The organism is Gemmatimonadaceae bacterium, assembly GCA_020851035.1.
Taxonomy (GTDB): Bacteria; Gemmatimonadota; Gemmatimonadetes; order Gemmatimonadales; family Gemmatimonadaceae; genus JACMLX01.
Window position 1 is genome coordinate 106,657 of record JADZDM010000004.1, and the last position, 13,313, is coordinate 119,969.

Here is a 13,313-nt window from a genome sequence, read left to right on the forward strand (position 1 = left end):
ACGCATTGCGGGACATGGCCTTGGCGCACTTCGCCGGGTCCCGGCGCGCGCGTCCGGGCACCCCCGGCCGCACGGTGCCCGTTAGCTTGCGGAGTGACCGACCCAATCAACCTCCTCGACCTGACCCCGGCCGCAGCCGCGGCGACGCTGCGCGACGCGATGGAGGCGCTCGGTCAGCCGGCCTACCGTGCCGCTCAGGTGCTGCGACGGCTGTGGGTGAACCCGGCGCCCGATTTCGCCGCCATGCGCGAACTGCCGCCGTCGCTGCGGGAGGCGCTCGCCGCGCGCTTCACGCTCCCGCGGCTGACGCTCGCCGTGCGCCAGGCATCGACCGACGGCACCGAGAAGTTCCTCTTCACGCTCGCCGACGGCCAGTCGATCGAGACGGTCGCCATTCCCGACGGCGACCGGATGACGTTCTGCCTCTCGTCACAGGCCGGCTGCGCGCTGGCCTGTGCCTTCTGTGCCACGGGTGTGATGGGGTTCCAGCGGAACCTCGCGGTGCACGAGATCGCCGGTCAGGTGCGGGAACTGGCGCTGCTCGACCCGCCCGTGCGGGCGTCGAACATCGTGTTCATGGGTATGGGCGAGCCGCTCATGAACTGGCGCGCCGTGGACCCGGCGCTGACGATCCTCAATGCCCCCGAGGGGTTCGGGATCGGCGCCCGCCACATCACGGTGAGCACCGTCGGCGTGCTTCCCGGCATCGTCGCGCTCGGTGAGCGCCCGGAGCAGTTCCGGCTCGCCATCTCGATCCATGCCCCGAACGACGCGCTGCGCCAGGAGCTGATGCCGGTGAACACGAAGTTCCCGCTGGCCGACGTGATCGCTGCCGCCGCGACCTTCGACCGCCGCGTCACGTTCGAGTACGTGATGCTCGGCGGCGTGAACGACCGGCGGACCCACGCACAGCAGCTCGCCGCCCTGGCGCGGGACTGCAAGGCGTTCGTGAACCTGATCCCGTTGCACCCTGGTGGCGGACTCGGGTTCGAGCCGACGCCGCGCGACGGCATCCATCAGTTCGCGACGATGATCCGCGATGCCGGTGTGGAGGTGGCCATCCGCCGCAGCCGCGGCCTGGACATCAGCGCCGCCTGCGGGCAGCTGCGCGTGGAGAAGCTCGGCCGCAGGCGCATCGCGTCACCATCCTGAGCCGGGTGGGGGCCGGGGGACGCCCGGTCAGGGATGGAACGCGTCGGCTGGTGGGCGATACGACGTGCCGAGTTTCACCGTGAGGTCCAGTCCCCGGTCGAGCGAGTCGCGCCCACGCTCCACCTGCGCGCCGCCGAGCACGCGCGCCATCCGTTCGGCAGCCTCCGGCTTGTTGCTGTAGTCCACGACGACGGTCCCGCTTCGCCGCCCGCCCGGATCGGTGCCGTAGGTGACGACGTCGAAGCCGCGGTCGCGGATCAGGAACGTGGCACGTCGTGCGAGCCCGGCGACGCCGCTGGCATTGAGCACCTCGACCAGCACCCGCTGCCCCTGCGGCGCGCTGGTGGTGTCGCCGGTCGCAACGATGGAGTCGCGCTGCGTGAAGCGGCGCGCACCGAACACACCGACCGCGATCACGGCAAGCGCGAAGCCGCCCAGCAACAACTGCCGGCCACGCGTCATCGGACCGCGTTCCACATCGCGACGGTCTCGGGGTGCAGTCCCTTCCCTTCTCGCAGCGACCATTCGAGCCGCACCTTCACGACCTGGCGGAAGACTCCTGCGAAGTCGCCGGGGACCATCTGCGCCAGCCAGGCCCGTTCTGCCAGCATGAACTTGCGGCCGGGCTCGAGGAAATCGGCCATGAAGAGCGCCTGGCCGGTGCGACCCCACCCCGGATTGCCGAGGGTGTGCCAGCGGATGGCGTCGAGGACGTCACGGCGTGGCTCACCGAGCGCCTCGAGGCGCGCCGCCGCCGCCGGCCCGTGCAGGATCTCGACCGGCGCATGGAGGTCGCCGGAGAGTTCGCGCAGCAGTTCCTCGTCGGCATCGCGCAGGGCGTCGTGCCAGATGCCGGCATCGTGCCAGGCGGTGCGCTCGCCGGCCGGGATGTCCATGGCCCTTGCCCAGCCATCGAGCAGGTCGGTCACGCGAGCGATGTGCTCGCGGCGCTTGGGCGAGGCGACGGCCCAGGGAGGCAGCTTCATGACGTGAGCGGGGACGGTGCGCATTCGGACGGCGGGAAAGGTTCGCCAAGTCGGTGGTTGTCGAGCAGTCGGGTGGAGCCGACGCGCACCGCGAGGATGATGCACCGCCCGGGTGCGGCGGTGGTGGAGGGCGCGAGGTCGGTGGGGTCGACGATCGCGAGGTAGTCGACCGTCGCGCGCGGCTCGGCGGCGAGACAGGCCAGGCCGATGGCGCAGAGTGCGGCGCCGTCCCGTTCCCCGCCGGTGAAGGCGTCGCACATCGCGCGCAGCGTGTCAGGCAGCACACGGGCGGCGCGGCGCTGTGCCGCGTCGAGGTAGCGATTGCGGCTCGACATCGCGAGTCCGTCAGGCTCGCGCACGATGGGTGCGATGTCGAGGGTGACCGGGATGTCCAGGTCCCGCACCATGGCGGCGATCAGCGTCGCCTGTTGCAGGTCCTTCTGGCCGAACACCGCGACATCCGGCTGCACGAGGTTGAAGAGCTTGGCGACGACCGTGAGCACGCCGGCGAAGTGCCCGGGCCGCACGGCACCCTCCCAGCGATCGGCGATTGCCTCCGGGACCACGCTCACGGCGCGCGGGCCCGGGTACATCACCGCCACCGGCGGCACGAAGGCCACCTGCGCCCCGCGGGCCATCGCCGCCGCAAGGTCCTCCGCCTCGGTGCGCGGATACGCGGCGAGGTCCTCGGTGGGTGCGAACTGCAGCGGGTTCACGAAGATGCTCACCACCACGCAGCCGGCCTGCGCCGTCGCGCGGTCGACCAGCGACAGGTGGCCGGCATGCAGCGCGCCCATCGTGGGCACGAACGCGATGCGTTCGCCGGCCGCGCGTGCGGCCGCCACCGCTGCGCGCAGCGATCCGACGTCCCGGACCACGAGCATGGTCAGCCGAAGCTCGTGCTGTCGTCGGGGTAGCGGCCCGCGCGGACATCATCGGCGTAGGCGCTCACGGCACTCTTCACGATGCCCGCCACGTCCGCGTACCGCTTCAGGAACTTCGGGCGAAACCCTTCGTTGAGGCCGATCAGGTCGGGGAGGACGAGGATCTGCCCGTCGCAGCCGGCACCGGCACCGATGCCGACGGTGGGAATGCGCAGCGACGCCGAGATGCCGCGCGAGAGGTCGGTCGGCATCAGCTCCAGCACGATCGCGAAGCAGCCTGCCTCCTGCAGGGCGAGTGCATCGGCGCGGAGGCGTTCCGCGACGTCGTCCTCACGCCCCTGCACACGGGCACCGCTGAGAGCCGGGTCACTCTGCGGGGTGTAGCCGATGTGGCCCATCACGGGGATCCCGGCATCGACGCAGGCCCGGATCGCCGCCAGTGCCGCGGCGCCCGCCCCCTCCAGCTTGACGGCGGTGCAGTCGGTCTCGGACATCGCGCGGCCGGCGTTGCGCACCGCCTCGGTGGCCGACACCTGGTAGGTCATCCAGGGCATGTCGAAGATCAGCATGGCGCGACGCACGCCGCGGCGCACCGCGGCGCAATGCCAGATCATCTGGTCGAGCGTGACGCGGCGCGTGGACTCGTGGCCTGCGACCACCATCCCCAGCGAGTCGCCGACCAGCACCATGTCCACGCCGGCGGCGTCCACCATGCGGCCGAACAGCACGTCGTAGGCGGTGGTGGCCACGATCTTCTCGCCCGCGACCTTCTTCGCCTGGAGGTCACGGATCGTCACCGGCTTGCCGGTGGAAGCCGGCGGGGGTGTCATGTGCGCGCTCATCGGAACCTCATCGAAGACTGGCGTCCCAGGTGCCGGAGGGGCGACGCACGCCGTGTGCATCGTCGTGCGGCGCGGTGTCCATGCCGGCATGGACCTGCGCGGATGCGATGGCCTCGCGTGCGGCCTCGACGCCGAGCAGCACGGCGAGCTCCCGGTGCCAGAAATCCCGGTCGAGCAGTCCCGGGTGCGGCACGAGGAGTTCCCGCGTCGTGATGATCGTGTCACGGACCCAGACGATGTCCAGGTCGAGCGTGCGCGGCCCCTTCGGCTGGAGGCGCGTGCGTCCGTGCTGCTCCTCGATCACCTGCAGCAGGGCGAGCAGTGCCGGCAGGCTGCAGTCGGTGTCCAGCAGCAGCATCTGGTTGAGGAACGGCGCCTGCGGTGGCCCGATGGCGATCGTCTCATCGGTCGGCGTGACGGCGAGCACCGTGACCGACTCGAGGGCGGCGATGGCCGCGATGGCGCTCGCGAGCGTCTCGTGCCGGTCCCCGACATTGGAGCCGAGGGCGATGGCCACGCGCAGGTGGACGGCGCCGTAGTCCGCGGCGATGGTCATGCGCGCGCGCCGTCCTCGACGACCACCTCGGCGTGGTCGAGCGGGCCGCCGAGTGCCACCTGCGGCTTGCGCAGTGCCACGCGCGCGCCCCGCACGCCGGGCAGGGCCACCGCGCCGGCCGCGATCTCCTGGCCGAGGGTCTCGAGATAGCGCAACGGCCCGGCCGCGACGCAGCGCGCCGTCAGGTCGTAGAGCGCGCGGTAGTCCACGGTGATCGCGCCCAGGGGCGCCGGCGTCGCCCACACGGTCAGGTCCACCTCGAGCGGCTGGCTGAACTCCGCCTCGTGCGGCAGGATGCCGACGCGGCAGTGGAACCGCATGTTGCGGAGCGTGATCTCGACGGGAGCGGGCATTCAGCGTGGCGCAGGGGGACGGCCGGCGGCGGCCCCCAAAGATACCGCCGGCGCGCCCGTGATGGACCACGGGCGGGTGCCGGCCCCGCCGCCTACGATCCCGCCGCCTCGTCGAGCCCCGCGCGCAGGTCCCGCACCAGCGCCAGCGCGTCATCGACCGAGGCCTCGGCAGCCCGCACGATGGCGCTCCCGACCACCACACCGTCGGCCAGCGACGCCACGCGACGCGCCTGCTCCCGCGTGCTGATCCCGAAGCCGACGCAGATGGGCAGCGTGGTGGCGCCACGCAGCCGGCCGATCACCTCGGGCAGGTCGGTCGCCAGTGCATCCTGGGCGCCCGTGACACCGAGGCGGCTGATGAGGTACACGAAGCCGCTGCCGTGCCGCGCGATCTCGGCCATGCGGGACGCGGGTGTGGTGGGCGCGACGAGGCGGACGTAGGCCAGCGGCGAGCTGCCGAGCCACGCCTCGCGCTCCGGATCGGCGCCAACCGGCATGTCGGTGACCAGGATGCCCGACACGCCGGCATCGGCGGCGCGCTGGAGCACGTCGGCGCCGGCGTTGAGGATCGGGTTCAGGTAGCTGAAGAGCACGACCGGGATGCCGACACGTGCGCGGCGCACCATGTCCAGCACGCCGTCGAAGGTCATGCCGTGCGCCAGGGCGAGCTGTGAGCTGCGCTGGATCACCGGGCCATCGGCGAGCGGGTCGGAGAACGGCACCCCCAGCTCGATGCAGTCGGCGCCGGCGGCCTCGAGGCCCTGCAGGAGCGCCATCGACCGCTCCGGGTCGGGATGGCCGGCGGTGATGTACGGCACCAGCGCGCGACGCCCCGCGCTGCGCAGTGCGAGCATCCGCTCGGTGAGGTGCACCGCAGCCGCCGCCGTCACTCGACCGCCATGATGGGATGCTGCATCATCGTGCCCACGTCCTTGTCGCCGCGACCCGAGACGCACAGCAGCACCGGCTCGTCGGGCGCCCAGCGCCCCGCGTTGTCGGCGATCCATGCCACTGCGTGCGCCGTCTCCAGCGCCGGGATGATCCCCTCGAGCCGGCTGAGCAGTGCGACACCACGCAGCGCATCGGCATCCGTGACCGCCACGTACTCGGCCCGACCGGTGACCTTCATGTGGGCATGCTCCGGCCCCACGCCCGGGTAGTCCAGCCCCGCACTGATGCTGTGCGCCGGGTGCACCTGCCCGTGCGCGTCCTGCAGGAGCAGCGAGAGCGATCCATGCAGGACGCCGGGGGTGCCGGAGGTGAGCGTGGCCGAGTGACGGCCGGTGTGCACGCCCTCACCGGCGGCCTCGACGCCCACGAGCTGCACGCCGGCGTCGGGGACGAAGGCGTGGAAGATGCCCATCGCGTTCGAGCCGCCACCGACGCAGGCGACGACGGTGCGCGGCAGCCGGCCCGCGATGCGGAGCATCTGCTCGCGGGCCTCGTTGCCGATGCAGGCGTGGAAGTCGCGCACCATGCGCGGGTACGGTGCCGGCCCGACGACGCTGCCGATGATGTAGTGGCTGCCCTCGACATTGGTGACCCAGTCGCGGATCGCCTCGCTGGTGGCATCCTTGAGTGTGCGCGTGCCGCCGGTCACGGGCACCACGCGGGCACCGAGCAGCTGCATGCGGAAGACGTTGAGGCTCTGGCGCTGCGTGTCCTCCTCGCCCATGTACACGACGCACTCGAGGCCGAACTTCGCGCAGACCGTGGCGGTCGCGACGCCGTGCTGGCCGGCGCCCGTCTCGGCGATGATGCGTCGCTTCCCCATGCGGATCGCGAGCAGCACCTGCGCCAGCGCGTTGTTGATCTTGTGCGCGCCGGTGTGGCAGAGGTCTTCGCGCTTCAGCCACACCGGCGCCCCCACGCGCGCCGAGAGGCGCGGTGCGAAGCCGAGGGGCGTGGCCCGGCCGACGAAGGACTCGAGGAGGCCGTTGAGCTCACGCTGGAACGCGGCGTCGGTCTTGACCGCCTCATAGGCGAGCGTGAGCTCGTCGAGCGCGGGGATGAGCGTCTCGGGCACGTACCGGCCGCCGAAGGGGCCGAACCGGTCGCCCGGCACGGAGGCCGGTGCCTGCATCGTCGCCATCTACTGGACTCCTGCGAGGGACAATTGCTCATCCACGCCGTCGCCGCGGACGGCGGCGATGAATCGCTGCACGCGCGCGTGATCCTTGATTCCGGGCGCGGATTCCACACCCGACGAGACATCCACAACGTCCGGCGACAGCAGGGCGATCCCGGTGCGCACGTTGTCCGGCGTCAGGCCGCCGGCCAGCACCAGCAGGGCGCTGGTCTCCGCCGACTCACGGATCGCCTGCAGCGGCGCCTGCAGCGCGCGCCAGTCGATCGTCACGCCGGTGCCGCCGAGGGCCCCGGGCACGAAGGCATCCAGCACGATGCCGTCGGCGACGCTGAAGAGCGCCGTGGCGCGCTCGCGGTCGAGTGCACCGGCGGCCACGCGCATCACCGCCCAGATGCCGCCGGGCCAGCGTTCGCGCAGGTCCTGCACCATGCGTGGCGACGGATCACCATGGAGCTGCACGATGTCGGCGCCGGCGGCCATGGCGCCACGGACGATGTCGTCCACCGGTTCATGCCCCACCACCACCACGCGGGTGGCAGTGCCGGCCATGCTGAACACCGCGCGGGCCCCCTCCGGTGAGACCAGGCGCGGGCCGCCGGCGAGGATCGCACCGGCGTAGCGCGCTCCGGCGGCGACGGCGGCCGCCGCGTCGTCGGGGCGCACGAGGCCGCAGATCTTCACCGCGGGGTGCATCGTCAGGCCCTGCGCCGCCGCCGCGCGACGCCGGTCAGGCCGGCGACGTCGTCGGCCGGCGTGCCCGAGGCGGAGATCGTCGAGCCCACGAGCACCGCATCGGCGCCGCAGTCCGCGGCCCGTTCGACGTCGGCGCGGGAGCGCACGCCGCTCTCGTAGATCGCGATGTGCGTGACCGGGATGCGCGGGAGGAGGCGCGCGCTCACGCTGTCGTCGAGTTCGAGGGTCTCGAGGTTGCGGTTGTTGACGCCGATCAGCAGCGCGCCGGACTCCAGCGCGAGCTCGAGCTCGTGCTCGTCCCGGACTTCGACCAGCGGCTCGACGCCGAGCTTGCGGGCGGTGAAGACGAGGGCGTGGAGGTCGGCGGCGGGCAGGGCGCGCGCGATCAGCAGCGCCGCGGAGGCACCGGCCTGGCGCGCCTCCACCAGCTGGACGGCGTCGGTGATGAAGTCCTTGCGGATGCAGGGCCCGAGGTCGAGTGCGGCCGCGATCCGCAGGTCATCGAGGGCGCCCCCGAACTCGCTCGGCTCGGTGAGGATGGAGAACGCAGTGGCCCCTCCCGAGGCGTACTGCCGCACCTGCAGGGCGGCATCGAGCGCCGTGTTGATCTCGCCCTTCGACGGCGAGCTGCGCTTGAGCTCCGCGAGGACGGCCACGTCGCTGCGGCGCGTGATGGCGGCGAGGATGTCGACCGGTGGCGGCACGAGGAGGGCGGCCGCCTCACGCGCCTCGAAGGGCATCGCCGCGCGTGCCGCGGCCGCGCGGGCCGCGCTTGCCGAACTCAGCCGACCGAGGGGGCCGACGGGTGCGGTCCAGAGGCGAGCCACTTGCATTTCGGGATTCCTTCGGCAATAGTCTTCGGCAGTTCTTCGGGGTGAACTCCCTGCCTCGGCAATCTAGCGAAGTCCATCCGTCCTCTGCATCAGCGGGAGCCCGACACATGTCGCTCACCAAGCGCCAGCGCGAAATCCTCACCTTCCTCTCGTTGTACGCCGACGAGAACGGGTACGCGCCGAGCTTCGAGGAAATTGCCGAGAACTTCGGGTTCACGAGCCTCGCGACGGTGCACGAGCACCTCAGCAATCTCGAACGGAAGGGGTACATCCGGCGTGGCTACAACGAGAGCCGCGCGATCGAGATCCTGCCGTCCGAGTCGTCACCCCGCTTCGTGGAATTGCCACTGCTGGGCCTGGTTGCGGCCGGCATGCCGATCGAGGCGTCGGGCACGGGTGAGACGATGGCCATCCCGCCGGACATGCTTCGCAAGACGGGCAACCACTACGTCCTCAAGGTGCGCGGCAACTCGATGATCGACGAGCAGATCCGCGACGGCGACTTCGTGGTGGTCAACGAGCGGAAGAGCGCCGACAACGGCGAGATGGTGATCGCGCTGCTCGAGCGCACCTCCGCCACGGTGAAGCGCTACTATCGCGAGAAGGACGGCCGCATCCGGTTGCAGCCGGCCAACGAGACCATGGAGCCGATCTTCACCGACGAGCGCAACCTGCTGATCCAGGGCGTGGTGGTCGGCGTGCTCCGGCGGTACGCATGACCAGCCCGACCTCCATCCGGGGGCTGCGGACGGCGATCTACGCCGTTCCCGACCTGGCGGCCGCGAAGGCCTGGTACACATCGGCCCTCGAGCGGCCGCCGTACTTCGACGAGGAGTTCTACGTCGGCTACAACGTCGGGGGCTTCGAACTGGGCCTGGTGCCGGAGCCCGAGGCGCCGGCGGAGCGGGACGCCGCCGGTGTGGCGTTCTGGGGGGTGGACGACGCCGAGGGCGCCTACGCCAGGCTGGTGGGCCTCGGTGCGGCCGACCATGAGCCAGTCCAGGATGTGGGCGGCGGAGTCCGGATCGGCGCCGTGCGCGACCCGTTCGGCAACATCCTCGGCGTGGTGCAGAACCCGAATTTCCGCATCGAGGGCTGACCCGGCAGACCTCAAGTCGCCGGCGCAAACATCCGACACTCGGCGGAGATCATTCCCCGGCTTCCGGGCCGGATCGGGACCCCCCTTGTTGGACCAGCGGCCATGCGCCTCGTTCTCGTTGACAACGAACACCACGTGGCCGACGCCCACCGGCGCGCGCTGCGAAGCGTCAGGCCGGAATGGGACGTGGTGCTCGCCAGCACCCCGGCGGCCGCGCTCGAGGCACTCGAGGCAGGCCGCACTGATGTCTTCATCTCGGAACTGGGCGCCCCCGGCAGCGGGTGTGTCGAGCTGTTCGAAACGGTGAAGGCGCGCTGGCCCTCGATCGTCCGCATCGCGCTGTCGGAGTTCGCGGACCGCGCGGTGGCGCTGCGCCTCGAGCGGAGCGTGCACCGCTTCCTCCACAAGCCCTGCGACACTTACACGCTGGCGATGCTGATCGAGCGCAACAGCACGTTACGTGACGTCGTGCACGATCCCTCGGTGCTGGCTGCCATCGGCGGGCTCGAGGCCATCCCGCGACCACCGGTGACGGTGCAGGCGCTGGAGAAGGTGCTCGCGGATCCGGATGCCGGCGTGATTGCAGTGGCTGCCGTGATCAGTCGCGACGCCGCACTCACCGCGCGGCTCCTGCGCGTGGTGAACAGTTCGTTCTTCGGTGTCGGCCGGCAGGTCACGCGCGTCGACGCCGCCGTGAACTTCATGGGCGTCTCGCTGGTGCGGTCGATCGCGCTCGCGGATGGTGCGGTGCGGTCGTTCACGGTCGATCCGGCGGTGCTCGACCTCGACGACTGGAACATGCACGCCGTGCGCGTGGCCACCGCCTCCCGCGACATCGCACTGGCGATCTGTCCGCAGGATCGCTCGCTCGCCGACGAGGCGTTCCTCGCCGGCCTCCTGCACGACGTCGGCCAGGTGGTGGTGGCGGGCGTGTCACCGACCCGGTGGCGCGCGCTGGAAGCCGATGCCAGCGAGGCCGGTGTGTCGGTCGACGTGGTCGAACACCGCACCGGCGCCGTGGCGCATTCGCTGGTGGGCGCGTACCTGCTCAGCCTGTGGGGACTGCCCTCGGGCGTGATCGAGGCGGTGGCCTTCCACCACACGCCGGAACGCCTGGCGGGCTCCATTTTCGATGCCGCGATTGCGGTGCACATCGCCGATGCGATGGCAGCGCGCGCCCCGGGACGCATCGCCCCCGCGCTTCACCTGCCGAGCATCCGTGCTGCCGGCATCACCGACGAGCAGCTGCAGGGCTGGCGCATGCGCTACGGCGCGCTCGACGCCGCGGCCTGACGCTCCGCGGCGTCAGCCCGCCGGGACCGTCGACGCCGCGACGAGGTCCTGCAGGACGCGCTGCGGCGCACCGGTGCGCAGCGTCTCGCGCACCTCGTCCACCAGCGCGGCGTAGGTCGACGTGCCGCGGTGCACGAAGAGGGCCGCGGCCGCGTTGAGGATCACCGCAGCGCGGGCCGCCGGATTCCCGCCTCCGCCCAGCACCTCGCGCACGAGCACGGCATTCTCGAGCGGCTCGCCACCGGCGAGCTCGGGGGCCCCGAGCCCGGCGAAGCCGAGGTCCGCGGGATCGATGGTCCATTCCCGAACCGGCGCATCACCACGCAGTTCGCGCACGTGTGTCACGCCGATCGGGGAGATCTCGTCCATGCCCGGCTCGCCGTGCACGACGAGGGCATGTTCGGTGCCGAGCGTGTGCAGCGCGCCGGCGATCAGGTCGAGCCGGTTGCGGTCCGCGACGCCGATCACCTGGCGGCCGGCGCGCGCCGGGTTCGCGAGCGGCCCGATCATGTTCATGACCGTGGGGATCGCGAGCTCGCGGCGCACCGGTCCGACATGCCGCATGGCCGGATGCATCAGCGGTGCGAACATGAAGACGATGCCGACCTCGCGCAGGATGGCGGCCATCCGCGCCGGCGTGAGCTCGATCCGCATGCCGAGCGCCTCGAGCAGGTCGGCACTGCCACTGCGGCTGGTGAAGCTGCGGTTGCCATGCTTGGCGATGCGCACGCCGCACGCCGCGGCCGCGAGCGCGGCGGCCGTGGAGATGTTGAACGTGGGCACGGCGCCGCCGCCGGTGCCGCAGGTGTCCACCAGCGCGGCGGGGGTGTCGGCGTCGATCGTGATCATGGCGCGGCGCAGGGCGCGCGCGGCACCCGCGACCTCCGCCGGCGTCTCGCCCTTGACGCGCAGCCCCATGAGCAGCGCCGCCACCTGCGCCGGCGTGGCGCCGCCGCCCATCACGACATCGAAGGCCGCGCCGGCTTCGTCGGCGCCGAGGTGATGGCCCCCGGCAAGGCGGCGCACCGCATGGCGCAGCGCCTCGTCGGTCATCCTGCCGGCCGCACTGCGCGCCCGCCGCCGCGCGGCCCGGTCACGTCGCCGAGAGCTCGGGCAGCAGACGCTCGGCGAGGCCCGCCTGCGTGGCCACCAGCGCGATGATGAGGCCCAGCAGCCGGACGCGGTCCACATCGGCCTCGGTGAAGACACCCTGCTGGTTGCGGTTCGCCACGTTCACGACGCCCACCAGGTCCTCGCGGTAGACGAGCGGGAAGGCGATGAAGCTGCCGCTGGTGAAGTACTCGTCCTTCAGCAGCGGATGGCGGCTGGCCTGGGTGGCGTCGGTGACGAGGATCACCTGCCGGCTGGCGGCCACCTTGCCGGCCACACCGCTGCCGATCGCCACGCGGTAGCCGTCGCGCACGTCACGCGCCACGCCGCGGGCCGCGGCCAGGTAGAGCATGCCCGGCTCCGGCGCCCGCATCATGAGCGACACACGCTGCGCCTGCATGTCCTCGCCGACGAGGTTGAGCAGTTCGTCGGCCAGCCGGCGCGGGTCGGGATCGCTCGCATCCATCGACAGCACGCGGTCAATCAGCAGCACCGTGCGCTCGCGGTCGCGCAGCTCCTCGTTGCGGCGGTGCAACTCGATGTGCGCCTGCTCGGTCTGGCCCAGCGCGGACTCGAGCTGCTTCTGCAGCGATTCCGACTTGCGCTGGAAGCGGCGTGCGTCCTCCTCGATGCGGCTCGTCTCGCGCTCGAGCTGGACGATCCTGGCGTGGTCCGCGCTGCTGGTCTGCGCCGGTGCCAGTGCCGAGAACTTCTGCTCCAGTTCCCCGAGCTTGCGGTCGTACTCGCCGTGGATGCGCTGCGTGACGGATTCAAGGGTCACGACTGCCTCGCGGCGGGCATCCATCTCGGCGAAGCGGGCGAAGGCGAGGTCGAAGAGCGCGGCGTTCGGCAGGAACTTCTCGATGGTCCGGCCGCCGAAGAATTTCTTCGGCTCGACGACGGTCAGGACCCCACCGAGGGCGCCGTCGAAGCGCAGGCCACGAATCGAGAGGGTGGCGTTCTCCACGGGCGGGAGGCCGAGGAGTCGCGCGAAGTCGGCGGCCCGCTCGGTGACGTCGACGAAGGTCGAGCCGGCCGCGATGCCCTGCCGGACGGCAATCGGCAGCTGGTCGAAGGCCACCTCGAGCTGGGTGGGACGCGACGACCCGACCGAGGACGGGCTGAGACGGTCGGTGAGCAACTCGCGGCGTCCGTCGTATCGGAAGTACGCGAGGTAGGCTCCACGGTCGAGCTCGGCAAGGGCTTCACCCAACACGCCGATCGCGCCGCCCAGGTCGGGCGCGACGGCGAGGGAGTGCGCCAGGGACGCGAGCGTGCGAGGAGCCATCTGGATCGTGGAAGGCGGTGCGGGCAACGTCACGGGAGCGCGCGCGGTCCCCAAGGGTGACGGGCTCGTGCGGGCTTGTCAATCCGTTGTCTTATCACGACTTGTCTCGCTTGAAGTCACTTCCCGGGCGGCCTA

General features: G+C 71.5%; 16 protein-coding genes. 4 read left to right on the plus strand and 12 right to left on the minus strand.

Annotated features, from left to right (window positions below):
• Positions 1-93: 93 nt before the first annotated feature.
• A complete protein-coding gene (gene rlmN / locus IT355_03385) occupies positions 94-1,152 on the plus strand; it encodes a 23S rRNA (adenine(2503)-C(2))-methyltransferase RlmN (GenBank protein ID MCC7052283.1) in 1,059 nt (352 codons plus the stop codon).
• A gap of 27 nt (positions 1,153-1,179) precedes the next feature.
• Here the strand turns inward: rlmN and IT355_03390 are convergent, their stop codons facing one another.
• The 10 genes from IT355_03390 to IT355_03435 form a co-directional block, all read right to left on the minus strand.
• Positions 1,180-1,614, minus strand: a complete 435-nt coding sequence (locus IT355_03390) for a LytR C-terminal domain-containing protein (GenBank protein MCC7052284.1) — start codon at positions 1,612-1,614, stop codon at positions 1,180-1,182.
• Entirely contained in the window at positions 1,611-2,138 is a 528-nt protein-coding gene (locus IT355_03395; GenBank protein ID MCC7052285.1) for a hypothetical protein, read from the minus strand. Before IT355_03395 ends, IT355_03390 begins: the two co-directional genes overlap by 4 nt.
• Positions 2,135-3,022 carry a pantoate--beta-alanine ligase gene (locus tag IT355_03400; GenBank protein ID MCC7052286.1) on the minus strand — a complete coding sequence of 296 codons (888 nt, stop codon included), beginning with the start codon at positions 3,020-3,022 and terminating at the stop codon, positions 2,135-2,137. Before IT355_03400 ends, IT355_03395 begins: the two co-directional genes overlap by 4 nt.
• Before the next feature lie 2 nt (positions 3,023-3,024).
• A complete protein-coding gene (panB, locus tag IT355_03405; GenBank protein MCC7052287.1) occupies positions 3,025-3,852 on the minus strand; it encodes a 3-methyl-2-oxobutanoate hydroxymethyltransferase in 828 nt (275 codons plus the stop codon).
• Positions 3,853-3,871: 19 nt separating this feature from the next.
• Positions 3,872-4,420, minus strand: coding sequence for a 2-amino-4-hydroxy-6-hydroxymethyldihydropteridine diphosphokinase (folK, locus tag IT355_03410; protein MCC7052288.1), 549 nt, complete (start codon positions 4,418-4,420; stop codon positions 3,872-3,874).
• Positions 4,417-4,773, minus strand: a complete 357-nt coding sequence (locus tag IT355_03415) for a dihydroneopterin aldolase (protein ID MCC7052289.1) — start codon at positions 4,771-4,773, stop codon at positions 4,417-4,419. The genes folK and IT355_03415 overlap by 4 nt, the downstream gene beginning before the upstream one ends.
• A 92-nt stretch (positions 4,774-4,865) precedes the next feature.
• Positions 4,866-5,663, minus strand: coding sequence for a tryptophan synthase subunit alpha (locus tag IT355_03420; protein ID MCC7052290.1), 798 nt, complete (start codon positions 5,661-5,663; stop codon positions 4,866-4,868).
• Positions 5,660-6,856, minus strand: coding sequence for a tryptophan synthase subunit beta (gene trpB / locus IT355_03425; GenBank protein ID MCC7052291.1), 1,197 nt, complete (start codon positions 6,854-6,856; stop codon positions 5,660-5,662). Before trpB ends, IT355_03420 begins: the two co-directional genes overlap by 4 nt.
• A 9-nt stretch (positions 6,857-6,865) precedes the next feature.
• Entirely contained in the window at positions 6,866-7,555 is a 690-nt protein-coding gene (locus IT355_03430) for a hypothetical protein (GenBank protein MCC7052292.1), read from the minus strand.
• Between the two features lie 2 nt (positions 7,556-7,557).
• On the minus strand, positions 7,558-8,388 hold the full coding sequence (locus IT355_03435) for an indole-3-glycerol-phosphate synthase (protein MCC7052293.1): 831 nt from the start codon (positions 8,386-8,388) through the stop codon (positions 7,558-7,560).
• A gap of 107 nt (positions 8,389-8,495) precedes the next feature.
• On the opposite strand from IT355_03435, the gene lexA reads away from it, so the two are divergent.
• The 3 genes from lexA (at position 8,496) to IT355_03450 (ending at position 10,780) form a co-directional block, all read left to right on the plus strand.
• On the plus strand, positions 8,496-9,107 hold the full coding sequence (lexA, locus tag IT355_03440; GenBank protein ID MCC7052294.1) for a transcriptional repressor LexA: 612 nt from the start codon (positions 8,496-8,498) through the stop codon (positions 9,105-9,107).
• Complete coding sequence (locus IT355_03445) at positions 9,104-9,487, plus strand: VOC family protein (protein ID MCC7052295.1); 384 nt, start codon at positions 9,104-9,106, stop codon at positions 9,485-9,487. The genes lexA and IT355_03445 overlap by 4 nt, the downstream gene beginning before the upstream one ends.
• A 102-nt stretch (positions 9,488-9,589) precedes the next feature.
• Positions 9,590-10,780, plus strand: a complete 1,191-nt coding sequence (locus IT355_03450; protein ID MCC7052296.1) for an HDOD domain-containing protein — start codon at positions 9,590-9,592, stop codon at positions 10,778-10,780.
• Between the two features lie 12 nt (positions 10,781-10,792).
• Here the strand turns inward: IT355_03450 and trpD are convergent, their stop codons facing one another.
• Together trpD and IT355_03460 are read right to left on the minus strand one after the other, a co-directional pair.
• Positions 10,793-11,833 (minus strand): anthranilate phosphoribosyltransferase, encoded by a 1,041-nt coding sequence (gene trpD / locus IT355_03455; protein ID MCC7052297.1) that lies wholly within the window; start codon positions 11,831-11,833, stop codon positions 10,793-10,795.
• 40 nt (positions 11,834-11,873) lie between these two features.
• Entirely contained in the window at positions 11,874-13,178 is a 1,305-nt protein-coding gene (locus IT355_03460) for a GAF domain-containing protein (GenBank protein ID MCC7052298.1), read from the minus strand.
• Between the last annotated feature and the right edge of the window lie 135 nt (positions 13,179-13,313).